The organism is Nonomuraea montanisoli (genome assembly GCF_013363975.1).
Classification (GTDB): Bacteria; Actinomycetota; Actinomycetes; order Streptosporangiales; family Streptosporangiaceae; genus Nonomuraea; species Nonomuraea montanisoli.
Genome location: NZ_JABWGN010000003.1, coordinates 416,805 through 439,841 on the forward strand (window position 1 = coordinate 416,805; position 23,037 = coordinate 439,841).

The 23,037-nt window shown below is 74.0% G+C and carries 22 protein-coding genes; 7 read left to right on the forward strand and 15 right to left on the reverse strand.

The window, feature by feature from the left end; genetic code table 11:
• Positions 1-9 precede the first annotated feature (9 nt).
• Positions 10-588, reverse strand: a complete 579-nt coding sequence (locus HTZ77_RS08805; RefSeq protein WP_328808493.1) for a helix-turn-helix domain-containing protein — start codon at positions 586-588, stop codon at positions 10-12.
• A gap of 95 nt (positions 589-683) precedes the next feature.
• On the opposite strand from HTZ77_RS08805, the gene HTZ77_RS08810 reads away from it, so the two are divergent.
• Positions 684-1,412 carry an aspartate/glutamate racemase family protein gene (locus tag HTZ77_RS08810; protein WP_175588974.1) on the forward strand — a complete coding sequence of 243 codons (729 nt, stop codon included), beginning with the start codon at positions 684-686 and terminating at the stop codon, positions 1,410-1,412.
• A gap of 29 nt (positions 1,413-1,441) precedes the next feature.
• On the opposite strand, the gene HTZ77_RS08815 is transcribed toward HTZ77_RS08810, so the two are convergent.
• Positions 1,442-2,152, reverse strand: coding sequence for a DUF3105 domain-containing protein (locus HTZ77_RS08815; protein WP_175588975.1), 711 nt, complete (start codon positions 2,150-2,152; stop codon positions 1,442-1,444).
• 134 nt (positions 2,153-2,286) lie between these two features.
• On the opposite strand from HTZ77_RS08815, the gene HTZ77_RS08820 reads away from it, so the two are divergent.
• Together HTZ77_RS08820 and HTZ77_RS08825 are read left to right on the forward strand one after the other, a co-directional pair.
• A complete protein-coding gene (locus tag HTZ77_RS08820) occupies positions 2,287-2,982 on the forward strand; it encodes a DUF305 domain-containing protein (protein WP_175588976.1) in 696 nt (231 codons plus the stop codon).
• Positions 2,983-3,001: 19 nt separating this feature from the next.
• Positions 3,002-4,408: a phytoene desaturase family protein gene (locus HTZ77_RS08825; protein ID WP_175588977.1), complete on the forward strand. Its 1,407-nt coding sequence runs from the start codon at positions 3,002-3,004 to the stop codon at positions 4,406-4,408.
• Positions 4,409-4,427: 19 nt separating this feature from the next.
• Here HTZ77_RS08825 and HTZ77_RS08830 read toward each other — a convergent pair whose 3' ends face one another.
• Positions 4,428-4,928, reverse strand: coding sequence for a DUF3995 domain-containing protein (locus HTZ77_RS08830; RefSeq protein WP_175588978.1), 501 nt, complete (start codon positions 4,926-4,928; stop codon positions 4,428-4,430).
• Positions 4,929-5,000: 72 nt separating this feature from the next.
• Here HTZ77_RS08830 and HTZ77_RS08835 point away from each other — a divergent pair, with 72 nt between their 5' ends.
• Together HTZ77_RS08835 and HTZ77_RS08840 are read left to right on the forward strand one after the other, a co-directional pair.
• On the forward strand, positions 5,001-5,465 hold the full coding sequence (locus HTZ77_RS08835; RefSeq protein ID WP_205302313.1) for a hypothetical protein: 465 nt from the start codon (positions 5,001-5,003) through the stop codon (positions 5,463-5,465).
• Positions 5,462-5,950, forward strand: a complete 489-nt coding sequence (locus HTZ77_RS08840; RefSeq protein WP_205302315.1) for an RNA polymerase sigma factor — start codon at positions 5,462-5,464, stop codon at positions 5,948-5,950. Before HTZ77_RS08835 ends, HTZ77_RS08840 begins: the two co-directional genes overlap by 4 nt.
• Before the next feature lie 76 nt (positions 5,951-6,026).
• Here the strand turns inward: HTZ77_RS08840 and HTZ77_RS08845 are convergent, their stop codons facing one another.
• The 6 genes from HTZ77_RS08845 to HTZ77_RS08870 all read right to left on the reverse strand — a co-directional run bounded on the left by HTZ77_RS08845 (position 6,027) and on the right by HTZ77_RS08870 (position 13,644).
• Positions 6,027-7,079: a threonine aldolase family protein gene (locus tag HTZ77_RS08845; protein ID WP_175588980.1), complete on the reverse strand. Its 1,053-nt coding sequence runs from the start codon at positions 7,077-7,079 to the stop codon at positions 6,027-6,029.
• Positions 7,076-7,705 (reverse strand): SDR family NAD(P)-dependent oxidoreductase, encoded by a 630-nt coding sequence (locus HTZ77_RS08850; protein ID WP_175588981.1) that lies wholly within the window; start codon positions 7,703-7,705, stop codon positions 7,076-7,078. Before HTZ77_RS08850 ends, HTZ77_RS08845 begins: the two co-directional genes overlap by 4 nt.
• Entirely contained in the window at positions 7,702-9,765 is a 2,064-nt protein-coding gene (locus tag HTZ77_RS08855) for a DUF6421 family protein (protein WP_175588982.1), read from the reverse strand. Before HTZ77_RS08855 ends, HTZ77_RS08850 begins: the two co-directional genes overlap by 4 nt.
• A 113-nt stretch (positions 9,766-9,878) precedes the next feature.
• Positions 9,879-10,535: a response regulator gene (locus HTZ77_RS08860; protein WP_175588983.1), complete on the reverse strand. Its 657-nt coding sequence runs from the start codon at positions 10,533-10,535 to the stop codon at positions 9,879-9,881.
• A gap of 89 nt (positions 10,536-10,624) precedes the next feature.
• Positions 10,625-12,151: a serine/threonine protein kinase gene (locus HTZ77_RS08865; RefSeq protein WP_175588984.1), complete on the reverse strand. Its 1,527-nt coding sequence runs from the start codon at positions 12,149-12,151 to the stop codon at positions 10,625-10,627.
• Entirely contained in the window at positions 12,151-13,644 is a 1,494-nt protein-coding gene (locus HTZ77_RS08870; RefSeq protein WP_175588985.1) for a S1C family serine protease, read from the reverse strand. The genes HTZ77_RS08865 and HTZ77_RS08870 overlap by 1 nt, the downstream gene beginning before the upstream one ends.
• A gap of 104 nt (positions 13,645-13,748) precedes the next feature.
• Between HTZ77_RS08870 and HTZ77_RS08875 the strand changes: the two genes are divergently transcribed.
• Both HTZ77_RS08875 and HTZ77_RS08880 read left to right on the forward strand, forming a co-directional pair.
• Complete coding sequence (locus HTZ77_RS08875; protein ID WP_175588986.1) at positions 13,749-15,860, forward strand: hydantoinase/oxoprolinase family protein; 2,112 nt, start codon at positions 13,749-13,751, stop codon at positions 15,858-15,860.
• Complete coding sequence (locus HTZ77_RS08880) at positions 15,853-17,562, forward strand: hydantoinase B/oxoprolinase family protein (RefSeq protein WP_175588987.1); 1,710 nt, start codon at positions 15,853-15,855, stop codon at positions 17,560-17,562. The genes HTZ77_RS08875 and HTZ77_RS08880 overlap by 8 nt, the downstream gene beginning before the upstream one ends.
• On the opposite strand, the gene HTZ77_RS08885 is transcribed toward HTZ77_RS08880, so the two are convergent.
• From HTZ77_RS08885 to HTZ77_RS08910, 6 genes are all read right to left on the reverse strand, one after another.
• Entirely contained in the window at positions 17,543-18,169 is a 627-nt protein-coding gene (locus HTZ77_RS08885; RefSeq protein WP_175588988.1) for a Uma2 family endonuclease, read from the reverse strand. The genes HTZ77_RS08880 and HTZ77_RS08885 overlap by 20 nt on opposite strands.
• 21 nt (positions 18,170-18,190) lie before the next feature.
• Positions 18,191-18,874, reverse strand: a complete 684-nt coding sequence (locus HTZ77_RS08890) for an adenosylcobinamide amidohydrolase (protein WP_175588989.1) — start codon at positions 18,872-18,874, stop codon at positions 18,191-18,193.
• Complete coding sequence (locus tag HTZ77_RS08895; RefSeq protein ID WP_175588990.1) at positions 18,871-19,740, reverse strand: ABC transporter ATP-binding protein; 870 nt, start codon at positions 19,738-19,740, stop codon at positions 18,871-18,873. The genes HTZ77_RS08890 and HTZ77_RS08895 overlap by 4 nt, the downstream gene beginning before the upstream one ends.
• On the reverse strand, positions 19,737-20,777 hold the full coding sequence (locus tag HTZ77_RS08900; RefSeq protein ID WP_407940487.1) for a FecCD family ABC transporter permease: 1,041 nt from the start codon (positions 20,775-20,777) through the stop codon (positions 19,737-19,739). The genes HTZ77_RS08895 and HTZ77_RS08900 overlap by 4 nt, the downstream gene beginning before the upstream one ends.
• Before the next feature lie 173 nt (positions 20,778-20,950).
• Complete coding sequence (locus tag HTZ77_RS08905) at positions 20,951-21,925, reverse strand: ABC transporter substrate-binding protein (RefSeq protein ID WP_175588991.1); 975 nt, start codon at positions 21,923-21,925, stop codon at positions 20,951-20,953.
• Between the two features lie 200 nt (positions 21,926-22,125).
• The gene (locus HTZ77_RS08910) at positions 22,126-22,983 is read right to left on the reverse strand and encodes a Gfo/Idh/MocA family protein (protein ID WP_175588992.1); all 858 of its coding nucleotides are present in this window, start codon (positions 22,981-22,983) and stop codon (positions 22,126-22,128) included.
• Between the last annotated feature and the right edge of the window lie 54 nt (positions 22,984-23,037).

The following is a 23,037-nucleotide window of genomic DNA, read 5'->3' on the forward strand; positions in this document are numbered from 1 at the left end:
GCGCGGCCGTCAGACGTGCTCCATGACGAACACCGCGCTCGTGCCGGGGGCGAGGGCGTCGAAGATGTGGGGCACGTCGCCGGGATAGGTCACGTAGTCGCCCGGCCGCAGCTCGACCGGCTCCTCCGCCGGGCCGGCCAGCGCCCGGCCGGAGGCCAGGACGACGTGCTCGACCGTGCCCGGCGCGTGCGGCGCGGACAGGCGGGGCTCGCCGGGCCGGGCCGTGACCCGGTACAGGTCGCGGCGGGCGTTCGGCGGGCAGGAGGCCAGCAGGGCGGCCGTGTAGCCGGCGACCTCCGAGTGGGCGGCGGGCCCCTCCCCCGCCCGCAGGACGCGCGTGGCGGGGCGCGGCGGGTCGACGAGCCGGCTGAACGGCACGCCGAGCGCGGTGGCCAGCGCCCAGAGCGTCTCGACGCCGGGGTTGCCCGCGCCCGACTCGATCTGGGACAGGGTGGACTTGGCGACGCCGGCCCGTTTGGCCAGTTCGCTCAGGGAGATGCCGGCGCGCTCGCGCTCCCGGCGCAGCGAGGCGGCGATCACCGCGATGAGGCCGGGCTCGCCGGCGGGGCCGTTCCCCAAGGCGTTCACTCTCCTGGACAGTCGTTCGGTTTGACGAACACTACGGCGCTGGTCCACTCTGACGATACAGCCGTTCGGCATACCGAACACCGGAAGGGAATCCCATGCCCCACCTCGGCATCCTCGCGCACAGCACGGAGGGCGCGGCGCTCTGCTTCCTGGACTACTGCCAGGAGGGTTTCCGCCGCACCGGCCGCAACGAACATCCCGACGTTACGCTCGACTACATCGCCGTGGGCCGCAGCATGGCGGCGTGGGACTCCGGCGACCACGCGGCCGTGCGGCGCACCCTGGCCGTGAGCGTGGACCGGCTGGAACGGGCGGGGGCCGCCTTCTTCGCCTGCCCGGACAACACCGCGCACCTCGCGCTCGAACACCCGGGCGCCGACCTGACACTGCCCGGGCTGCACATCGCCGAGGTGGTCGCGGACCGGGCGGCCGCCGAGGGACACCGGCGCGTCGGCGTGCTCGGCACGCGCTACACCATGGACGGGCCCGTCTACCCGCGGGCGCTGGCCGCGCGCGGCATCGCCGCCGAGGTCCCCGAGCCCGCCGACCGCGAGACGGTGAACCGGATCATCTTCGAGGAGCTGGTCAACGGCGTCTTCACCGACGCCTCCCGGCAGGAGTACGTCCACGTCATCGAGCGGCTCGCCGCGCGCGGCTGCGACGCCGTCGCGCTGGTGTGCACCGAGATCCCGCTGCTCGTCACCCCGGACGTCGCGCCGCTGCCGACGCTGGACTCGACCCGGCTGCTGGCGCGGGCCGCCTACGAGGTGGCCGTGGGCGAGCGGCCGCTGCCGACGTGGCGCGGCGGCCCGCTCACGGCCTGATGAGCGGCGCGTGAGGGGACCGACGAGCGTTACTTGCTCTGGGTGGGGCTGGCCGTCGGGGCCAGGGTCTCCATCGGCTGCTGCTGGTTGCCCTTCGGCTCCGGCGGCAGCGGCGCCTGGTCGGCCGTCGTGGTGATCGCGTCAGGACCGCCGCAGATGGCGCCCGGCTCGGGGGTGTCCTTGCCGTTCTGGAACTTCTTGATGAACGCCGGGAGCTTGGGGTCGTCCGGCTTGTCGAGCTTGAGCTGGTGCCCCCAGGAGGAGACCACGATCGGCGAGGGCAGGCTGGGGTACGGGCTCATCAGCATGAAGTCCTGCTGGCCGGTGCTGGTCGCCACGGTGCGCAGCGCGTCGACCTGCTGCTTGGGCAGGTCCGGCCGGTAGGTGATCCACACGGCGCCGTGCTCCATCGAGTGGACGGCGTGCTCGTTGTGGATGGGCTTGGAGTAGATGTCGCACGCCTGCCAGTAGTTGTTGTGCTGGCCGCCGACGGGCGGGGCCTCCTTGTACGACACCGTGTTCCACACGTGCTGGCCGGCTTCGTAGGAGTAGTTGGAGACCGCGTCGAGCGAGGTCTCGCGGCTCTGCTTGACCAGGTAGAAGCCGACCCCGCCGACCAGCAGCACGACGACGAGGCCACCCGCGCCCCACATCAGGAACGCCGCGCGGCGCTCCTTGCGCTTCTGGTCGGCGCGCATCTTCTGCAGATGCTCGCGCCGCGCCTGCGCCTTCTCCTTCATCCGTCCTCCATCGGCGTGCCAACTCGGGTCACCCTATGCCCTGAAATCGTATGGGGAGAATAAGGGCTCTCCATGCCGTCCAGCACCGGCGAAGGCGAGGATCCGGTGCCCCGGGTGGGTACGCTGGACACGCCATGGACAACCCCGAAACCCCAGCAGGGCTCGAAGCTCCGGAGGCGTCCGCGTCCCCGGCGAGGCCCGCCAGGTCCGCGCGCAGCGCGCTGTTCGCCGGCCTCGCCGTCCTGATCGTCGCCGCGGCGGCGCTCTTCCTCGTGTTCGGCCGGGGCGGCACGCCCGCCGACGCCTCCCCCGAGGCCGGGTTCGCCCGCGACATGGCCGCCCACCACGCGCAGGCCGTCGACATGGCGTTCACGATCAGGGACGAGAGCCAGTCGCGGGAGATCCGCAACCTGGCCTACGACATCATCACCACCCAGTCCAACCAGCGCGGCATGTTCATCGGCTGGCTCCAGCAGTGGGGGCTCGACCAGGCCACCGACCTGCGCCCCATGGCCTGGATGAACGGCCACGGCCACGGCGGCGGCACCGCCGCCACCCCGGGCGTGATGCCGGGCATGGCGACCCCCGAGGAGCTGGCGAGGCTCAGGACGCTCAAGGGCACGCCGGCCGAGGTGCTGTTCCTCCAGCTCATGATCCGCCACCACGAGGGCGGCGTGCAGATGGCCCAGGGCCTGCTGCGGCTGTCCGACCGGGAGGAGGTCGCCGACATGGCCGACAAGATCGTCAAGGGTCAGTCGGGCGAGATCAAGCTCATGACCGAGCTGCTCAGGGCCCGCGGCGCGCAGCCTCTGCCCACGATCCTCAAATGATCGCGAGGGTCGGCGCGCGGTGAGCGACCGGGCGGTGGTCGTCGGGTCGGGCCCGAACGGGCTCGTCGCGGCCGTCGCGCTGGCGGCGGCCGGCCGCGAGGTGGTGCTGCTGGAGGCCGCCGAGCGGTTCGGCGGGGGGCTGCGCTCGGAGGAGCTGACGCTGCCGGGCCGCGTCCACGACGTGGGGGCGACGGTCATGGCGCTGGCCCTGGCCTCGCCCGCGTTCCGGGAGCTGGGCGTGCAGCGCCTGGTGGAGTTCGCGCACCCGCCGGTGGCCGTCGCCCATCCCCTGGACGACCGGCCGGCGGTGCTGGTCCACCGCGACGCCCGCCGCACCGCGGAGGGGCTGGGCGCGGACGGCGCGGCGTGGCGGGCGAGCCTGGGGGCGGCGGCCCGCGCCGGACTGCCTCTCACCGACCTGCTGCTGAAACCGCTCGGGCCGTGGAGCGGGAGCCCCCGGGCGTTCGCGTCGGCGGCCGCGTTCGGGCTGGCGGGCCTGGCGCCGGCCACGACGTTCGCCCGGCGGGTGTTCCGCACCCCCGAGGCGCGGGCGGCGTTCGCGGGGCTGGCCGCGCACTCGATGCTCGACCTGCGCGCCCCGCTCAGCGGCGCGTACGGCCTCATGCTCGGCACGCTGGCGCACCTGGTGGGCTGGCCGCTGGTCAGGGGCGGGTCCCAGGTGCTGGCCGACGCGCTGGTGGCGCGGCTGCGCGAGCTGGGCGGGGAGGCGGTCACCGGGCACCGGGTGCGCCGCCTGGCCGACCTCGGCGACGCCGGGACCGTCGTGCTGGACGTGACGCCCCGGCAGTTCCTGGCGATGGCCGACCTCCCCCCGGCCTACCGGCGGCGGCTGCGGCGCTACCGCTACGGGCCGGCGGTGTTCAAGATGGACTGGGCGCTCGACGGGCCGGTGCCGTGGCGCGACCCGGCCGTCGCCTCGGCCGGCACCGTCCATCTGGGCGGCACGCTGGAGGAGATCGCGCTCAGCGAGGCGGAGATGGCGCGCGGGCGCCACTCGCCCCGCCCGTACGTGCTGCTCGTCCAGCCGTACGCGGCCGACCCCACGCGCGGCGGCCCCACGCTGTGGGCCTACTGCCACGTGCCCCACGGGTCGCCGGTGGACATGACGGCCGCGATCGAGGCGCAGATCGAGCGGTACGCCCCCGGCTTCCGCGACCGGGTGCTGGCCCGGCACGCGATGGGGCCGGCGGCGCTGGAGGCGTTCGACGCCAACCTGGTGGGCGGCGACATCGGCGGCGGGCTGGCGAGCCTGGCGCAGTTCGCGCGGCGGCCGGTCTGGTCGCCCGCGCCGTGGCGTACGCCGCTGCCGGGGGTGTTCCTGTGCTCGGCCGCGACGCCTCCGGGCGCCGGCACCCACGGCATGGGCGGCTGGCAGGCCGCCCGCCTGGCCCTGCGCGCGAGCTAGCCGCCCGCCCCGCCATGTCTTACGGCCGGCCCGGACGGCCGGGCGCCTGCGACAGCGGAGCCGCCGGTCGCGGCGTGCGCGGGGGCCGGGCCGCGCGGGCGGGGCGCCGGATCGCGATGAGCCCCGCCGCCGCGGCCATCCCCACGCACAGCGGCGTGTAGAGGACCAGGTTCAGCCAGAAGAACGGGGTCGCGGTGTCCGCGCCGATCCCGAGGATCCAGACCAGGCCGGCCGCCGCACGCACCAGCGTCCCGGCGGCCACGGCGCCGGTGATCAGCCGCGCGGGCAGTCCGCCCCGCCCCCGTGAGCACGCGAGCACCGCCACGGCCCCGGTGGTGAGCACGACGGCGAGCGGCACCAGGACGCGCGGGGTGAAGGGCACCTCGGCGTTCAGCACCGCCAGCGAGAGCGACCTGACGTCATGGGCGGGCCAGGTGCGGCCGGTCAGCCAGTACAGGTGCGCGGCGGCGTCGGTGAGCAGGACGGCGGCGGTCAGGGCGCCGAGGCGTGAAGTGTTCATACCCGGCAAGAGCCGGCCAACAGCCCGATGGTTCCATGGAACCTTTCGCGCCTTCCCCGCCTCTGGATGGACATGAGCTGGCCTGTTGCCGACCTGGACCCCGTACGACGGCTGCGCGCGCTCGCCGCCGCCATCCCCGGGGCGTACGTCGCCGAGCGCGTCATCCCCGCCCCCTTCGCGACGGTCTGGGCCGTGGCGGGCGACCTGGAGAAGGAGTTCGGCACCTTCGAACCCGACATGCGCCGGCTCGTCGTCGAGTCCGCGCGCCCGGACGGCCGCCTGGTGGCCAGGGCGCGCAGCCGGTACGGCATGCGCGCCCGGTTCGACGTGGACCTGCGGCCGGGCTGGTGCTGGATGCAGAGCCGGTTCCTGCTCGTGGGCCTGGCGGCGCGGCCGGTGCCGGAGGGAACCCTGGTCGCGCAGACGGGCGGGGTCCGCGTCCCGGGCCGCGCCGCGCTGGTGCCGTGGGGTGTGCGAGCGGCCGGGGACAGGGCGCTGGCCCGGCTCGCGGCCCGGGTCGCCGGGAGCCCGTCGTGACGCCCGCGCTGGTGCGCGCCGCCCAGCGGGGCGACACGATGGCCATGAACGACCTGCTCGCCGAGCTGACCCCGTACCTGGGCCGGATCTGCGGTCCCATCGCGCTGGACAGCGGGCCCGACGCCGTCCAGGAGGCGCTGATCGCGATCTTCCGGCACCTGCGGGACCTGCGCGAGCCCGAGGCCCTGCACGGCTGGGCCCGGGCGATAGCCGTGCGCGAGGCCGTCAGGATCGCCCGGCGCGACGGCCGTTCCAGCCCGGCGGAGCTCGACGGGCTGCCGTCACCGCAGGACGTGGAGCGCGCCGTCGACATCCGCGACGTGCTGGAACGCCTGCCGCCCGAGCATCGGGCGGTGCTGGTGCTGCGCGACCTGGAGGGGCTGCCGGAGGAGGCCGCGGCGCGGATGCTGCGGGTCCCCTCCGGCACGGTGAAGTCCCGCCTGCATCGGGCGCGCGCGAGCTTCCGCCGCGCCTGGCAGGGGTGAGGGACCCGCCGCCGCGCGCCGGCTCGCGGCGAGGAGGTCGGCGTGGGCTAGCTCGCGGCGAGGAGGTCGGCGCGAGCTAGCTCGCGCCGACCTCCTCGGCGAGGGCCGCGGCGAAGGCGTCCACGTCGGCCTCGGTGGTGTCGAAGGCGCACATCCAGCGCACCTCGCCCGTCGCCGGGTTCCAGGTGTAGAAGCGGAAGCGCTTCTGCAGGCGCTCGGTGACGTCGCGCGGCAGGATCGCGAAGACGGCATTGGCCTCGACGGGCCGCGGCACCTCCACGCCCGGCAGGTCGCGCACCGCCTCGGCCAGCCGCCGGCCCATGGCGTTGGCCTGGCGGGCGTTGCGCAGCCACAGGTCGTCCGACAGCAGCGCCAGGAACTGGGCGGAGACGAAGCGCATCTTCGACGACAGCTGCATGAACGTCTTGCGCAGGTAGTCGATGCCGCGGGCCGCCTCCGGGTTGAGCACCACGACCGCCTCGCCGTACAGCATGCCGATCTTGGTGCCGCCGAAGGAGAGGACGTCCACGCCCGCGTCGGTGGTCAGCGCCCGCATGGGCACGTCGAGCGCGGCGGCGGCGTTGGTCAGGCGCGAGCCGTCGAGGTGGACGAGCATGCCGAGCTCGTGGGCGTGCGAGCAGATCGCGGCGATCTCGTCCGGCGTGTAGACGGTGCCCAGCTCGGTGGTGTTGGAGATGGACACCACGCGCGGCTGGGCGCGGTGGACGTCGCCGAAGCCCCACGCCTGCCGGTCGATCAGCTCGGGGGTGAGCTTGCCGTCGGGCGTGGGCACGGTGAACAGCTTGATGCCGCCCGCCACCTCGGGGGCGCCGCCCTCGTCGGTGTGGATGTGGGCCGTCTCGGCGCACACGACCGCCTCCCAGGGGGCGAGCATGGAGCGCAGCGAGACGACGTTGGCGGCGGTGCCGTTGAACACCGGCCACGCCTGCGCCGTGTCGCCGAAGTGCCGGCGGAAGACCTCGCCCAGCGCCTCGGTGTAGACGTCGTCGCCGTAGGCGATCTGGTGGCCGCCGTTGGCCTCGGCGATGGCCTGGAGGATCTCCGGGTGGACGCCGGCGTAGTTGTCGCTGGCGAAGCCCTTGATCGAGGGGTCGTGCCGTGCAGTCACGTCGTGAGGTCCTGTCGTGTTCCGTTGAGCTCCGCGGCGGGCCGGTCGTAGAGGCCGCCGACGGCCTGGGCGAGGTCGCGCACGTCGGTGAACCCGGCGAAGCGCGCCTCAGGCTTGGCCGCGCGCATGGCGTCGTTGACCAGCGCCTTGATGACGAGGATGACGGCCGCGGAGCCGGTGTCGCGCAGCGCGTCGGCCAGGGAGAGGGTCCACGCCTCGGCGGCGGCCTTGGCCGCGGCGTAGGCGGCGCCGCCGGCCGTGGGCCGCTGCGCCGCCTGGGCCGAGACGATGACGAAGCGGCCGTTGGCGCTCCTGCGCAGCAGCGGCTCGAAGGCCAGCGACACGTGCTGGAGCGTGCGGATGAGCAGGGCGTGCAGGGTGTCCCAGTCGTCGAGGCTGGTCTCGGCGAAGCTCTTGGAGCCGCGCCAGCCGCCGACGAGGTGGACGACGCCGTCGACGAGGCCGTGCTCCTTCTCCACGCGCGCCGCGAACGCCTGGACCGCCTCGCGGTCGAGCAGGTCGACCTCGTCGCGGTCGACGCCGATGACGGTGTGCCCGCCGGCGCGGAAGTGGTCGGCGACGGCCTGGCCGGTGGGGCCGGCGGCCCCGGTCACCACGATGATCATCCCCGGATCCCCTTCGTCGACTCGACCACGTCGGCCAGCTTACGGCGCAGTGCCTCGTAGAACATGCTCAGGGGGAACTCGTCGGACAGCACCGCGTCCACCTTGGCCTTCTGCTCCTCGGGCAGCGCCTGGACGCCCTTGGCCCAGGTGGAGGCCGGGTGCGGCTCGACGTAGGCGCTGACCAGCTCGTAGGCGGCCAGCCAGTGGGCCAGCTTGGAGCGGTCGATGCTGTCGCGGTAGAGCTTCTCGACCTCGCCGCGCAGGTCGGCGACGCCGTCGGCGACCCGCTCCCAGTCGACGCTGAGCCGGTTGTCGGTCCAGCGGACGATGTCGTTGCGGTGCAGGTAGGCGAACAGGAGCTGGCCGCCGAGCCCGTCGTAGTTGCGCACCCGCTCGCCGGTGATCGGGAAGCGGAAGAGCCGGTCGAACAGGATGGCGTGCTGCACGTAGCGGGCGTGCGGCACGCCGCGCGCCTCCAGCTTGACCGCCTCGCCGAACGCGGTCAGGTCGCAGCGCAGCTCCTCCAGCGAGTACAGCCAGTACGGCATGCGCTGCTTGATCATGAACGGGTCGAACGGCAGGTCGCCGTGGCTGTGGGTGCGGTCGTGGATGAGGTCCCACAGCACGAAGGTGTCCTGGGCGAGCTGCTGCGAGGCCAGCAGCCGGGCGGCGTCCGGCGGCAGGTCGAGCCGGAGCGTCTCGGTCGCCGCGCCCGACACCCGCCGGAAGCGGGCGGCCTCGCGGTCGGCGAAGATGCCGCCCCAGGTGAAGCGGGCCGGAGCCTGCCGTACGGCGACGGTCTCGGGGAAGAGCACGGCCGAGTGGGTGTCGTAGCCGGAGGTGAAGTCCTCGAACGCGATGGGCACGAACATCGGGTTGTCGTAGCCGCCGGCCTCCAGCTCGGCCAGCCAGCCGGGCCAGATGGTGCGCAGCCAGACCGCTTCGAGGTTGCGGTCGGGGTTGCCGTTCTGGGTGTACATGGGGAACACCACCAGGTGCTCCAGCCCGTCGACGCGCTGGGTGTCGGGGTGGAAGAGCTCCAGCGAGGCGAGGAAGTCCGGCACGCCGAGGTCCTGGCGGGCCCAGGCGGCCAGGTCGTCCTGGACGGCCTGGAGGTAGGCGGCGTCGTGCGGGAAGTGCGGGGCGAGCTCGGCCACGCGGGCGGCGATGTCGCCGACCAGCTCCTTGGCCCGCTCCTTGTCCTCCGGCACCGAGCCGTCCTTCACCTGGAGGGGACGCAGCTCCTCCACGGCGGCCTTGAGCCCGGCGAACAGCGCGGCCTTGGCCTCGTCGCGGCCGGCCTCCGAGGCGGCGCCCGCGGGGACGCGGGCCGCCCAGGTGACGACGTTGCCCCAGAGCCGCCGGTGGTCGTGGTCGTCGAGGGAGTCGTCGCCGAACAGGTCGGAGTCGGCGAAGACGACCACCCGGCCCTGGCCGTACGCGAGGGCGACGGCGAGGGGTTCCCCTGCGGGGGCGGCCTGCGGCGAGGTGGCGAACAGGACGGTGGCGTCCCGCCCGGCGGTCAGGACGCCGGAGCGGTAGAAGCACGCCTGCTTCACGCCGGCGAGCAGCCCGTCGCCGGCGGCGGGCTCGGCGACGACCCACGTGGCGACGCCGCGGTGGGCGTGCCCGGGGTCGCGCACGGTGGTGTGCCGGACGCCGACGCCGAAGCGGGCGAGCAGGTCGGCCAGGTTGCTGCCGTACTTGTCCTGCTCCTCCTCGGCGAGCACGACGAGCCCGCCGCCGGCGGCGACGAAGTCACGCACGGCGTCGAGCTCGGCCTCGGTGAAGACCGGGGCGCCGAGGCCGGTGGTGCGCTCCCAGCGCTCGTCCGCCGGGTGGGCGATGACCAGCACGTCCTGGTCCTGGAGCGCTCCAGCCGTCAGCGGGCCGTCGGTGTGGGCGGCCACCGTGTGCCCCAGGTGCCGCAGCAGCTCGGCCGCGCGGGCGTAGCTGCTGTCGTCGGGATGGGCGGGGTTGATGGCCTCGGCCACGTCACGGCGGATGGTCCACGACTCGTTGTGGGCCTCGTCGAACAGCACCCTGGGGAAAGCCTGCATGAAAGATCTCCTGTTACTCCCGCTTCCAAACGGAAAATATACACACAGGCCCCCGAATCCTCACAAAAGGCTTCCGGATGCTGAGATCCGCCCGGCTCCGAGCGGCACCCGGCTCACGCGGCCCCCGGGCGCACCACCCCCGACTCGTACGCGAAGACGACCGCCTGCGCCCGGTCGCGCAGGTCCAGCTTCATGAGCACCCGCGCCACGTGGGTCTTGACCGTCGCCTCGCCGACGAACAGCTCCTTGGCGATCTCGGCGTTGGTGATGCCGCGGGCCAGCAGGCGCAGCACCTCCAGCTCGCGGGGGGTCAGCTCGGCCAGCCGGGGCGAGGGCGTCGGGTCCCGGCGGCCGGCGAAGGAGGCGATCACCCGGCTCGTCACCGCGGGGTCGAGCAGCGCGTCGCCGGCGTGGACCACCCGGATGGCGTCCAGGAGCTGCTCGGGCGGCGACACCTTCAGCAGGAAGCCGCTGGTGCCGGCCTGCAGCGCGGCGTACAGGTTCTCGTCGCTGTCGAAGGTGGTCAACGTGATGACCTTGGGCGGGGACGGCGCGTCGAGCAGTTCCCTGGTCGCCGACAGCCCGTCGAGGCGGGGCATGGAGATGTCCATCAGGACGATGTCGGGACGGGTGCGCCGGGCCACCGCGACGGCCTCGCGCCCGTCGGCGGCCTCGCCCACCACGTCCATGCCCGGTTCGGCCTCCAGGATCATGCGGAGGCCGGCTCTGATCATCGCCTGGTCGTCCGCGATGACGATGCGTATGCTCACACGCGGAGACTAGACGGCTGCCGGCGGATTGGACACCCAGGTCAAGCCGCGTACAAGTGGCTTACAAGATCACAAGTCGGACAGAGGTGTCACGAGAGGCGCACGCTCTGGCGCACCCGCGCCTGCACGGCGTCGTCGCAGGTGTTGCGGGCGCAGAAGTAGAGCAGGAGCATCGGCTTGGGCTTGCGGTCCACGACGTAGCCGACGAAGCCGAGCCGGGCGCCGCTGTCGCGGTCGGTCAGCGACCCCGTGTAGCGCGTGGCGGGGCTGGTGCCCGCCTGCTCGGTGACCGGGCCGCTCACGTCGATCTTGCCGGGCAGCAGCCCTTCGAGCATGGCCTTCATCTGCGTGTCCGTGGCCGTGGTGCTGAGGGTGTCGGAGACCTGGACGTACACGCCGGTCGCGTTCTCGGGGTCGTCGGTGATGATCGGGACCACCGGCGTCCAGTCGGCGCCGGCCCCGGAGACGAACATCGACTCGAACTCCGGCGCGCGCGGCGAGGCCAGGGCGAACAGGTCCTCGTGGGTGCGCACGGTCCAGCCGGCCGGGTACTCGAAGCCGACCGGCGCGGCCGTGGTGGCCTGGTAGCGGGCCCAGGACTCGCCCCGCTGGCTCAGCACGAGCAGCACGACGAGCACGAGCGCCGCGACGGCCGCCGTGACCGTGGCCGCGATGATCGGCAACCGGCCCGGCCGGCCGGTCCCGCCGCTCCCACCGCGGACGGCCGGCCGCCGGGGCCGCACCGGGAGGGGGGCGGCGAGCGGCCGGTCGTCCAGGTGGCCGCTCATCGCGTCGCGCAGCGCGGCCACGAACGCGCCGCAGGTCGGGTAGCGCTGCTCGGGCGACTTGGCCAGCGCCCGCTCCATCACGGCGTCCACCTCGGGCGGCAGTTCGGGCCGCATCTGCGACAGCGGCGTGGGCTGCTCGGCCAGGTGCGCCCACAGCAGCGCGATGTCGTTGTCGCGCTGGAACGGCAGCCGCCCCGACAGCCCCTCGTAGACGACGCAGGCCAGCGCGTACTGGTCGCAGCGGCCGTCGATGTGCTCCTTGTTGATCTGCTCGGGCGACATGTAGCGGGGGGTGCCGATGAACTGGTCGGTCTGCGTCAGCCCGGAGATCGAGGTGCGGTGCTTGGTGATGCCGAAGTCGGTCAGGTAGACGTGGTCGCCGGCCAGCAGGATGTTGGCCGGTTTGACGTCGCGGTGGATCAGGTCGTGGGCGTGGGCGGCGTCGAGCGCGGCGGCCACCTGGGTGAAGATCTGGTTGGCCTGGGCGAGCGGCAGCGGTCCCCGGTCGTAGATGAGGCGGCGCAGGTCGAGGCCGTCGACGTAGCGCATCGAGATGTACAGCACGCCGTCGGCGTCGGCGTTGGCCTCGTAGATCGGGATGATGTTGGGGTGCTCGATGCTGGCGACCGTCCTGGACTCCAGGATGAACCGCTGGCGGAAGCGGTCGTCCACGCTCAGCACCGGGTTGAGGATCTTGAGCGCGACCCGGCGGCTCAGCCGGGGGTCCAGGGCGAGGTAGACGACGGCCATGCCGCCCTTGCCGACGATGTCCTCGATGTAGTAGCCGGCCACCTCCTGGCCGATGAGTGATCTTTCGTTCACCGGCATCACGACTCGATGGGGTGACCGCAGTAGCCGCAGAACCGGTGCGCGGCCCCCAGCCGCATCCCGCAGGCCGTGCAGAACTTCACGGACGGCTCCTGCGCCGTCAGCACCTGCTTCTGCTGCGGGATCACCGCGAACGGCTGGGAACGGCGGACGACCACGGTCTGGTTGGCGCCCTCGTCCAGCGGCTGCGGGGGCACGGCGACCAGGGGCGGCGGCTCGGGTTTGGGCCCAGGGCCGCGCCGGCGCCGCCACAGCAGGACCGCCCCGGTCGCCGCGGCCAGGAACAGCACCCCGGCGGCCACGACGAACGGCCACATCGGCGTGGTGGAGCGGGCCGGCACGGGGACGGCCCGGACGCCGCGGTCCTCGGGTCCGCCCCGCTTGGCCAGGGAGTCCTTGAGCAGCGTGGCGGCCACCACGTTGCCGGGGTAGAGCTCCAGCACGCGCTGGAAGCCGGGGGCCGCCTCGGTGTAGTACTTCGTGTGGTAGCGGGTCAGCGCCGCCTCGAACGCCGAGTCGATCGCGCCCCTGCGCGGGGCGACGCCGGCCTTGGCCAGCGCCGAGGTGACCTCCCTGACGCCGATCATCCGGGCCGCCCGCCCGCCACCGATGAGCATGCCGACGACGTGGCCGTCCTTGTCGCCGATGACCGGCGCGCCGCGCAGGCCGCGGTCGGCCAGGCCGGCCAGCTTCACGGGCTCGTCCACCTTCTTGTCGGGGTCGGCGAACGGCCGGCCGTTCTCGCCCGCGCCGCCGCCCTTGCTCAGGTGGGCGATCTCGACGGTGGTCTGGACGGTGGGGCCGGGCCGGCCGAGGAAGCCGGCCACGTTGGTGGGCGAGCCGGCCGACTCGGGCACGCGGTCGGCGAGCGGGGCGGTGGGCAGGCCGACGCCGCCGACGACCCTGCTCGACGTCTGGAGCACGGCGGGGGTGTCCGGGCCCGGCCCGGCCTTGACCAGGTCGGCCTTGAGGCCCTTGGGGTCGGCCGGCGAGACGTTCGGGAAGACCGTGATGTCGGTCCTGATGTCGTAGATGCAGGTCGCCTTGGAGGTCAGGGGCGGGTAGCACTGCTGGAGGTGGCGGTCGAGCACCTCGTCCTTGAGCTTGTGCCGCTCGAAGTCGGCCGGGATCTTCACGCCGTGGTGCGCGGCGAAGATCTTGTTGGCCGCGTAGACGGCGAGGTCCTGCTCGCTCTTGACCACGCGGGTGAGCGTGACGATGCCGCCCTCGGGGTTGACCACGATCCCGGTGCCGACGCCGATGGGCACCTGGTAGGACCGTTCCACGTGGATGAGGTCGCGGATGTGGTCCAGGAGCGTGATGTCGATGTGCGCGGTGGCCTCGACGCGGACCACGGCGGGGGTGACGAGGTCGGTGATGCCGCTGGGGTGCTCGTGCGCCGCGGCCGGGAGTGTCAGGGGGAGGGACAGCGGGAGGAACAGCGCCGCGAGCGCGACGGCGGCGCCGCCGGCCAGAGCTGTGAGACGAGCCATCGCCGCTCCGTTTCGCAGGATTGTCAACAGCGTCCCAATCGCCTGCCGTAAGTACAAGAGGGACGGTTGTAGACAAGCGCTTGCTTGTTGTCTACCGTACCGGAATGGGCTTCGCGATCGGCGTGGACGTCGGTGGCACCTTCACCGACGTGGTCCTGCGCCGCCCCTCGGGCGCGGTCATCGTGGCCAAGTGTTTGAGCACCCACGACGACCCCATCGCGGGGATCGTCACCGGCGTTACGCGGGTGCTCTCCGGACTCGACCCGGGGCTCGTGACCCGGGTGGTCCACGCGACCACGCTGGCCACCAACGCGGTGCTGGAGCGCAGGGGCGTGCGCGTCGCGTTCGTCACCACCCGGGGGTTCCGCGCGGTCGTGCCGCTCGGCCGGTACGCCCGGGTCGAGGAGGACCGGTACGACCTGCGTTTCACGCCCCCTCCGCCACCCGTGGACCCCGCCGACTGCTTCGAGGTGACCGAGCGGATCTCGGCCCGCGGGGAGGTGCTGACCCCGCTCGACGAGGACTCCGCCCGGCGGGCCGCCGCCGAGATCGCCCGGCGCGGCATCACGTCGGCGGCCGTGTGCCTGCTGCACTCCTACGCCGACCCGGCGCACGAGCGGCGCGTGGCGGCCATCCTGCGCGAGCGCGTGCCGGACGTGGTGGCCTCCTCGGAGGTGTGGCCGGAGATCCGCGAGTACGAGCGGGCCACCACCACGATCATGTCGGCCTACGTCGGGCCGCTCATGGCGTCGTACCTGTCGCGCCTGGAGGACGCCCTGGCCGCGCTCGGCGTGCGCGCCCCCGTCCACGTCATGGAGTCGGGCGGCGGCGTCATGTCGGCCCGCCTGGCCGCCCGGCGGGCCGTGGCCACCATCGAGTCCGGGCCGGCGGCCGGGGTGCTCGCCGCGGCGGCCACCGGCCTCGGGGACGTGATCTCGTTCGACATGGGCGGCACCACCGCCAAGGCGTGCGTGGTGCGCGGCGGGCGGCCGGAGATCACGCACGAGTTCCACGTCGGCGGCAAGGGCAGCTTCGGCGGGCGGCGCGCCGGCACGGGCGTGCCGATCAGGACGCCCGCCATCGACCTGGCCGAGGTCGGCGCGGGCGGCGGCAGCGTCGCCTGGATCGACGCCGCCGGGGCCCTGCGCGTCGGCCCCCACTCGGCGGGCTCCTCCCCCGGCCCCGCCTGCTACGGGCTCGGCGGCGGCGAGCCCACCGTCACCGACGCCAACCTCGTCCTCGGCTACCTGGCCGCCGCCTCCATCCCGCTGTCGCCCTCCCTCGCCGGCAAGGCCCTCGACCGGCTGGCCGAGCCGCTCGGCGTGTCGCGGGCCGAGGCGGCGCACGCCGTCCACACGATCGTCAGCGCCGCCATGGCCTCGGCGGTGCACGTCGTGACCGTGCAGCGCGGGATCGACCCGCGCGGGTTCGCGCTGGTGGCCTTCGGCGGGGCCGGGCCCGCGCACGCGGCGCGGGTCGCCGAGCGGTTCGGGATCGGGCTCGTCGTGGTGCCCGAGCACTGCGGGGTCGCCTCGGCCGCCGGCCTGCTGGCCGGGGAGCTGTCGGCCGACCGGGTGCTGTCGCGGCTCGGCGCCCGCGATCCGGAGGCGGTCTTCGCCGGGCTGGCGGCCGCGGCGGCGGCCGACCTCGGCGTGTCGCCGGACGACCCGGGCGTGCGGGTCGAGCGGTCGGTGGACGCGCGTTTCGCCGGGCAGTCGCACGACCTGACGGTGGCGTGGGAGCCGGCGCGGGACCGGCTGGAGTCGCGGTTCTTCGCCCGGTACGCGCAGGTGTACGGGATCGAGCAGCGGGGGGAGGTGGAGCTGGTCGGCTACCGGGTGCGGGTCACGCTGGCGGCCCCGTCCGGAGCCTCACCCGGCGATCCGCCACCCGGGACCGCGCCTTCGGGACCGCTCCCCTCCCCGCCTCCCGGGACCGCGCCCGGGGAGCCGCCCCCGGCCGCGCCCGGGAGGACGTCCTCCCCGCCCCCGCCCGGGACGCGCCCCGCGTACTTCCCCGAGCTGGGCGGCTACGCCGAGACGCCCGTGCGCACCCGCGCCACCCTGGGGGCCGCGCTGGACGGCCCGGCGATCGTCGAGGACGCCGAGTCCACCATCGTGGTGCCGCCCGGCTGGACGGCCCGGCTCGGCCCCGGGCGCGCCGTCCACCTGACCCGAGCCCCCTCCCCCGCCGGAGAGGAGACGCGGGATGTCTGACACGCTCACCGCGGACGTGCTGCGCAACGCCCTCGTGGTCGCCGCCGAGGAGGCGAGCATCGTGGTGGTGCGCTCGGCCTACTCGACGTTCATCGTCGAGGGCTCGGACGCCTCCGCCGCCCTCCTCGACGCCCGGGGGCGGCTGATCGCCCAGTCCATGGCCACGACCCTCATGAACAGCATGGCCCTCAAGGTCGCCCTGCCCGAGCTGGTCACGGACATCCCGCTCAGCTCCATGCGGCCGGGCGACGTGTACGTGCTCAACGACGCCTACCGGGGCGGCGTCCACACCAACGACCTGCTCGTCTACCGTCCCGTCTTCGTCGGCGGGCGGCCCGCGTACTTCACCGCCACCATGATCCACGTCTCGGACCTGGGCGGGCTGTCGGCGGGCGGCATGGCTCCGCTGGCCACCGACATCTTCCTCGAAGGGCTCCAGCTCCCGCCGGTCCGCCTGGCGACCTCCACCGGGATCGAGCCCGCGGTCGAGGCGATCCTGCGCGCCAACAGCCGTACCCCGGACAAGGTCATGGGCGACGTGCGGGCGCTGATCGCCGGCACGGCGGTGGCCGCCGCCCGGCTCGGCGCGCTGGTCGAGGAGTACGGCGAGACGGGCCTGGCGGAGGGCGTCGAGGCGTACCTGGACTACACGGAGGCCCGTACCCGGGCGGCGCTGGCGGAGCTGCCGGCGGGACGGTTCCGGGCGTCGTACCCGATCGACGACGACGGCATCGACCTCGCCACCCCGCGCCACGTCCGGGTCGCCCTCACGCTGCCCGGGCCCGAGGCGGCGGGGACCGGCGCGGTGGCGGACTTCGCGGGCACGGACCCGCAGGTTCCGGCGGCGATCAACGCGTCGGCGTCGCAGTCGCTCGCGGCGGCGGTCTTCGCGGTGCGCTGCTTCCTCGACCCGGCCATCCCCATGAACGACGGCTGCCTGCGCGCCGTCGAGGTGCGGCTGCCCGCCGGCTCGCTGCTCGACGCCCGCTCCCCCCATCCGTGCGGCGGCCGGTACGTGCCGATCTACGCCGCCATGGAGGCCGTCTTCCAGGCGCTGTCGGACGCGGTGCCGGAGCGGGCCATCGCGGCGAGCGGGATCCTGCAGCCGTTCTCGATCGCGGCCGTGGGGGCGCCGTACTGGATCCACCTGGCGTACGACTTCGGCGGGGTGGGCGCCCGGCGGGGGCTCGACGGGCCGGACGCGACGGGCGTGCACTTCGGGATCGGCCGCAACTCGGTGCCCCAGGCGGAGCCGGTGGAGAGCCGCTGCCCGCTGCTGGTGGAGTCGGTCGAGACCATCCCCGACTCGGGAGGGCCCGGCCGGTTCCGCGGCGGGCTCGGGTCACGCACGGTGTACCGGTTCCTGGCCGACTGCCACGTGACCACGCGCGGCGACCGGCTGCGGCTGGCCCCGCCCGGCCGGGACGGCGGCCTGCCGGGACGCCTCGGCGGCTTCTACCGGCGCCGCCTGGACGGGACGCCGGAGCGGCTGGCGTCGAAGGTGAACAACGTCCGCTTCGCGGCCGGGGAGGCGTTCGTGGTGGAGACGACGGGGGGCGGCGGGATCGGCTCGCCGCTGGAGCGGGACCTGGCGGCGGTGGAGGAGGACCTGCGGGCGGGGCGCGTGACGGTGCGCGGGGCCACCGAGGATTACGGGGTCCGGGTCCACGCGGACGGCACGCTCAGCCGCGACGCCTCATGAGGTCGGCCGGGTCGAAGCTGACGGGGAACGGGCTGTGCAGCTCGGCGACGGTGCCGGCCTTGTGCGCCGTGGGCGGCGCGTAGGTCTTGCCGTCCAGTTCGTAGACGTAGAGGGTGGGACCCTCGTCCATCTCGACGCGCCAGTAGACGGGGATGCCGGCGGCGGCGTAGGCACCGGCTTTCAGCAGCCTGTCCTGAGCCCTGCTGCTCGGGCTGACGACCTCCACGGCGAGCCGGATGTCGCGAGGCGCGAACATCAGGCCCACACTCTCAGTGGCCGCGGCGGGCACGACGACCACATCGGGGATCCAGACGTCCAGGTCGCTCGCCCGGAGATTGACGGTCTGCAGGGGCTCAAGCTCGAGAGGGGCCACGGCCTCCAGGATCATGCAAAGACGGCTGGCAACGCGCTGGTGCAGCGGTGTGGGGGCAGGGCTCACCAGTAGGCTCCCATTGAAGAGCTCATAGCGATTCCCGTCGTCCGGGAACTTGAGCAGGTCGTCGGCGGTAAACGGTGGCACGCCTGGAAGGACCGTGCTCCCAGTGGTCGATTCGGTCGTCGCCATCGCGGTCACCCACTCATTGTCGCGGATCTCGCCCTCGGTCACATGCTACTTCCCCAATTTTCTTCACTCTGTGTCATTGGCGCGCCACGCCTCGGCGCCCTCGCGGACCGCCTGGTGGACGGCTCTCGCCAGGCGGGCGCCCCAGGTCGAGCGGGGCCCGGCGAAGAGCTCCTCCGGCCCCTCCTGCCGCACGGCCACGCACACCGCGTCCGAGGCCGTGCCCGTGCCCTCGAACCCCGTCTCCACCAGCGCCTGGGTCTTCGCCTCGGTCATCGTCATGACGGCGTTGACCAGCGCCGCGTCCGTCATCGCCACCGGTAACGCGGCCACGATGTTGATCGTGCCGACCGGTGGCGGCGCCAGCATGGGGGCCAGCTCGGGATCGGGCGCGCCCTCCGGGGCGGCCGCCCAGGTGGGGACGCGCAGCCCCACCGTCGCCACCACCCGCACCCCGCCGTCCGAGGCCAGGACGCGGCGCGAGACCGAGGCGGCCGTCATCATGCCCACCCCCTCCCCCGGCGGCGCCAGGGAGGCCAGGTGGCCGGCCGGGTCCATGCGGGAGTAGCCCGCCACGACCTGGGCGTTCAGCACCCAGGCGCGCGGGCCGACGCCGCCGCCGAGCACCGCCGAGGAGATCATCCGCCAGCCGGGCCCGAACTCCCACAGCAGCGTCCCGAGCCGCTCCCCCTCCTCCTCACGGAAGGTGAGCCGCACCCCGCCCGCCTCCTCGCACCGGCCGGGCATCATGCCGTCGGCCCGCCTCGGACGAGGTGGACGACGGGCCGGCCGTCGGGCCCCGGCTGCACCTTCACGCCGGCGCCGAAGTGCCGGCCGACCAGGTCCTCGGTCAGCACCTCGGCGGGGCGGCCCGCCGCCGCCACCCGTCCGTCCGCCAGCAGCAGCAGGGTGTCGGCGTACTGCCCGGCGAGGGTCAGGTCGTGCAGCGTGGTGACGACGGTGAGGCCGTCGGCCAGGCGCAGCCGGTCGACCAGTTCCAGCACCTGCTGCTGGTGACCGAGGTCGAGGGCGGTGGTGGGCTCGTCGAGCAGGAGCACGGGCGCCTGCTGGGCGAGCGCCCGGGCCAGCACGGCGCGCTGCCGTTCCCCTCCCGACAGCTCGCCGGCGCGGCGGGCGGCCAGGCCGGTGAGGTCGAGCCGGTCGAGCACCGACGCCGTGATCTCGCGGTCGCGGTGGCTCTCCCGGCCGAGGTACGGGATGTACGGGGTGCGGCCGAGCAGGGCGTAGTCGAACACGGTCATGTCCGGCGGCAGGGCCGGCGTCTGGGGGGCGTAGGCCACGAGGCGGGCCCGGTCGCGGGGGCGGAGCGCGCCGGCGGGCCGGCCGCCGAGCGTGATCTCGCCGTCGTGGGCGAGCAGGCCCATGACGGCCTTGAGCAGGGTGGACTTGCCGGCGCCGTTCGGGCCGACGACGGCCAGCCACTCGCCGGGCCGTACGGACAGGTCCACGCGGTCGAGGACGCGTCGCTCGCCGAGCCGTACCGAGACGGCCGCCGCGCCGATCACCGGGCCCGCGGCGCTCCCGTCGGCGGGGGTCTCGTGCGTGGCGGAGCCGGACGCGGCAGGGGACGGGCCGCCCGGGGTGGGGCGGGTCATGGGGCGCTCCGGCGGGTCATGCGCAGGACGCCGACGAAGAACGGCGCGCCCACGAACATGGTGACCACCCCGATGGGCAGCTCGGCGGGCGCGATCACGGTGCGCGCGACGACGTCGGCGAGCACGAGGAACGCCGCGCCGCCCAGCAGTGACAGCGGCAGCACGATCCGGTACGAACCACCCGCGAGCCGCCGGGCCACGTGCGGGATGACGATCCCGACGAACCCGATCAGGCCGCTCACCGCGACGGCGGCGGCCGTGGCCAGGGAGGCGGCGAGGAGCACCGCGAGCCGTACCCGGCCCGCGCGCACCCCGAGGCTGGTCGCCTCCTCGTCGCCCACGGACAGCACGTCGAGCATCCGCCCGTGCAGGAGCAACAGGACGGAGGAGACGGCGGCGTACGGCAGGACGAGGCGGACCTGCTCCCATCCGCCGCTCACGTCCCCCATGATCCAGGAGTAGATCCGCTGCAGCTCCTCGACCTTGAACTGCTGGATGAACGACTGGATCGCGGTCAGGAACGACGTGACCGCCACCCCGGCCAGCACGAGCGTCGCGGTGCCGCCGGAGCGCCCGGCGGTGTTGCCCAGCGCGTACGCGAGGAGCACGCCGCCGAAGGCCCCGGCGAAGGCCGCCACCGGGACGGCGACGACGCCCGCCGGGACGAGCACGATGACCACGGTCGCGGTCAGCCCCGCCCCGGCGGCGGCGCCGAGCAGGTACGGGTCGGCCAGCGGGTTGCGGAAGACGCCCTGGTAGCCGGCTCCGGCGACGGCCAGCAGGCCGCCCACGACGGCCGCGAGCAGCACGCGGGGCAGCCTGATCTCGTACAGCAGGCCCTGCTCGACGGGGGCGAGGCCGGAGTGGAGGTCGACCAGCGGCAGCCAGTCGAGCGCCTGGAGCACCACCTGGCCGGGCGAGATGTCGGCGGCGCCGCCGAGCAGCCCGGCGATCATGGACACGGCCAGCAACGCCAGCGCCCCGGCCAGCCACAGCGGCCTGGCCCGGGACGGCGCGGGCGGACCCGGCGGCGCGATGGGACCGGCGGACCCGGCGGAACCCGAGGACCCCGAGGAACCCGAGGAACCCGAGGACCCCGAGGAACCGGCAGGACCGGAGGACCCCGAGGAACCGGCGGACCCGGCAGGACCGGAGGACCCCGAGGGCCGGCCGGAGCGGCCGAGGCGGCGGAGCGGCGCTGGCCGGGACACTACGAGCCGGCCGCCTTGGAGACCGCGTCACCGATCGTCTGGGCGAGGTCCACGATGCGCGGCCCCCAGCGGGAGGCCACGTCGTCGTCGAGGGCGACGACCTGGTCGTTCTTGACGGCCTTCAGGTTCTTCCAGCCGGGCCGCTTGGCCAGGACGTCCTTGTTCTGGCCGCAGCACTTCACGTCGGCGAGGAAGATCAGGTCGGGGTCGGCCTGGGCGACGAACTCCTTGGACAGCTTGGGGTAGCCTCCGGCCGCGCCGGGCGCCTTGTCGGCGATGTTGACCAGGCCGAACATCGCGTAGATCTGCCCGATGAAGGTGGAGGACGTCGCGGCGTAGGGCGTCTGGTCGAGCTCGTGGTAGTAGGTGAGCTTGCGGTCCTTGGGAGCGCTCGCGGCGAGCTTGTCGAGCGAGCCCTTCATCGTGGTGACGAGCTCGTCGGCCTTGGGCTTGTTGCCGGTCGCGGCGCCCAGGTCGGCGATCTCGTCGTACGCCTCGTCCAGCTTGGTGGCGGCGGGCTCCAGCAGGACCGGGACGTTGAGCTTGCCCAGCTCGGAGACGACCTTGTTGATGTCGTTCGAGACGATGACGAGGTCGGGCTTCTGGGCGGCGATCGCCTCGACGTTGGGCTTGAACCCGGACAGGTCGGTGCGGGGCGCCTGCTGGGGGAAGTTCGACTGGTCGTCGACGGCCACCACCTGCGGGCCCGCGCCGATGGCGAACAGGGTCTCGGTGTGCGCGGCGGACAGCGAGACGATGCGCTCGGGCCGCTTGGCCAGGGTGACCTTGCCGTTGGCGGCCTCGACGGTGACCGGGAAGCCGGCCGCCGCGGCGGAGCTCGACGAGGCGGGGGCGGCGGAGTCAGAGGTGACGGGGGCCGTGGTCGAGGGGGCGGTGGGGGCGGTCTGGCCGCATGCGGCCAGGACGAGCGTTCCCAGCAGCGCGCCCGCGAAGGCCGTGCGTACGGGCCTCACGAGTAGTCCTTTCACACTGTTCGGAACCGAGAGACCCGCGAAGAGCGACGGATCACCCTTTTCCACGAGGGTTGATGACGTCAGCGCAGAGGCAGGCGACCTGGCTATGACAGTTGCGGGACAGCGCCGGACTCGCACCGGACTTCGCTGCAACACTGCGCGTCGGACAAACGCTATCAATGCTCCGGACGGAGCCGAAGTCAAGGGGCGGTCAGTTGCGCCTCCGCCTCGGCGATGACGCGCTGGAGCCGCAGCCCGCGGGCGGCGTCGAGGGGGTGGCCGCCCTGCCGTACGGTGCGGGCGAACTCCTCGGCGACCACGGTCAGGGCGTCCCCGTCGTCCGGCACGAGGAGGGCGCTGCCCTTGCGGCCGTAGACGGCGACGGAGGTGGGCGGGGTCTGGCCGGGGGCGCTCATGCAGAGCGACGTCTCGCTGACCGCGCCGCCCTCGTGCTCCAGCAGCAGGCCGGCCCAGCCGAGCGGGTCGCCGTGCGCGCGCACGGCGGTGACGGGGCCGAGCGCGGCGTCGAGCAGGTCGATCATGTGCGGCCCGACGTCGAGCAGCGCGCCGCGCTCCAGCCGCCACGGGGTCGCGAACGGGTGGTCGCCGAGCAGGACGCCGGAGATGTTCGCGGCGTGCCCGCCGAACGGCTCGATCTCGGCGCAGCGGGCCAGGAACTCGCGGGTGCGGGCCGCGTAGCGCAGGGTCAGCATCATCTGGGAGGCCACGCCGGCCTCGGCGATCGCCGCGGCCAGCCGCTCGGCCGCCTCCAGGGAGTCGGCGAGCGGCTTCTCCAGCAGCAGCGCCTTGCCGGCCTTGGCGGCCTTGATCCCCAGCTCGGCCTGTACGGCGGGCGGCACGCAGAACGCGACGGCCTCGCAGGCGTCGAACAGCTCCTCGACCCGCTCGAAGACGGGCGCGCCGAGCCGCGCGGCGGCCTCCGGGCGGCGGGCCCAGACGCCGGCCAGGCGGGTGTGCGGGCCGCGGGCCAGCATGGGGGCGTGCGCGAGTTCCGCCCACGGCCCGGCCCCGATCAGTCCCACAGCCACCGGCTCCATCAGCCCTCCCAAAACCCGATTTTTCATGACCTTACGGGATGAGGACGCTTATGG

What these genes read in the sequence shown, in the direction of transcription:
- HTZ77_RS08830 (WP_175588978.1), bottom strand. Translation starts at nt 4,928, where the DNA reads ATGAACACTTCACGCCTCGGCGCCCTGACCGCCGCCGTCCTGCTCACC.
- HTZ77_RS08890 (WP_175588989.1), bottom strand. Translation starts at nt 18,874, where the DNA reads ATGATGCCCGGCCGGTGCGAGGAGGCGGGCGGGGTGCGGCTCACCTTC.
- HTZ77_RS08865 (WP_175588984.1), bottom strand. Translation starts at nt 12,151, where the DNA reads ATGCCGGTGAACGAAAGATCACTCATCGGCCAGGAGGTGGCCGGCTAC.
- HTZ77_RS08835 (WP_205302313.1), top strand. Translation starts at nt 5,001, where the DNA reads ATGAGCTGGCCTGTTGCCGACCTGGACCCCGTACGACGGCTGCGCGCG.
- HTZ77_RS08850 (WP_175588981.1), bottom strand. Translation starts at nt 7,705, where the DNA reads ATGATCATCGTGGTGACCGGGGCCGCCGGCCCCACCGGCCAGGCCGTC.
- HTZ77_RS08815 (WP_175588975.1), bottom strand. Translation starts at nt 2,152, where the DNA reads ATGAAGGAGAAGGCGCAGGCGCGGCGCGAGCATCTGCAGAAGATGCGC.
- HTZ77_RS08880 (WP_175588987.1), top strand. Translation starts at nt 15,853, where the DNA reads ATGTCTGACACGCTCACCGCGGACGTGCTGCGCAACGCCCTCGTGGTC.
- HTZ77_RS08895 (WP_175588990.1), bottom strand. Translation starts at nt 19,740, where the DNA reads ATGACCCGCCCCACCCCGGGCGGCCCGTCCCCTGCCGCGTCCGGCTCC.
- HTZ77_RS08875 (WP_175588986.1), top strand. Translation starts at nt 13,749, where the DNA reads ATGGGCTTCGCGATCGGCGTGGACGTCGGTGGCACCTTCACCGACGTG.
- HTZ77_RS08855 (WP_175588982.1), bottom strand. Translation starts at nt 9,765, where the DNA reads ATGCAGGCTTTCCCCAGGGTGCTGTTCGACGAGGCCCACAACGAGTCG.
- HTZ77_RS08910 (WP_175588992.1), bottom strand. Translation starts at nt 22,983, where the DNA reads ATGGAGCCGGTGGCTGTGGGACTGATCGGGGCCGGGCCGTGGGCGGAA.
- HTZ77_RS08810 (WP_175588974.1), top strand. Translation starts at nt 684, where the DNA reads ATGCCCCACCTCGGCATCCTCGCGCACAGCACGGAGGGCGCGGCGCTC.
- HTZ77_RS08870 (WP_175588985.1), bottom strand. Translation starts at nt 13,644, where the DNA reads ATGGCTCGTCTCACAGCTCTGGCCGGCGGCGCCGCCGTCGCGCTCGCG.
- HTZ77_RS08820 (WP_175588976.1), top strand. Translation starts at nt 2,287, where the DNA reads ATGGACAACCCCGAAACCCCAGCAGGGCTCGAAGCTCCGGAGGCGTCC.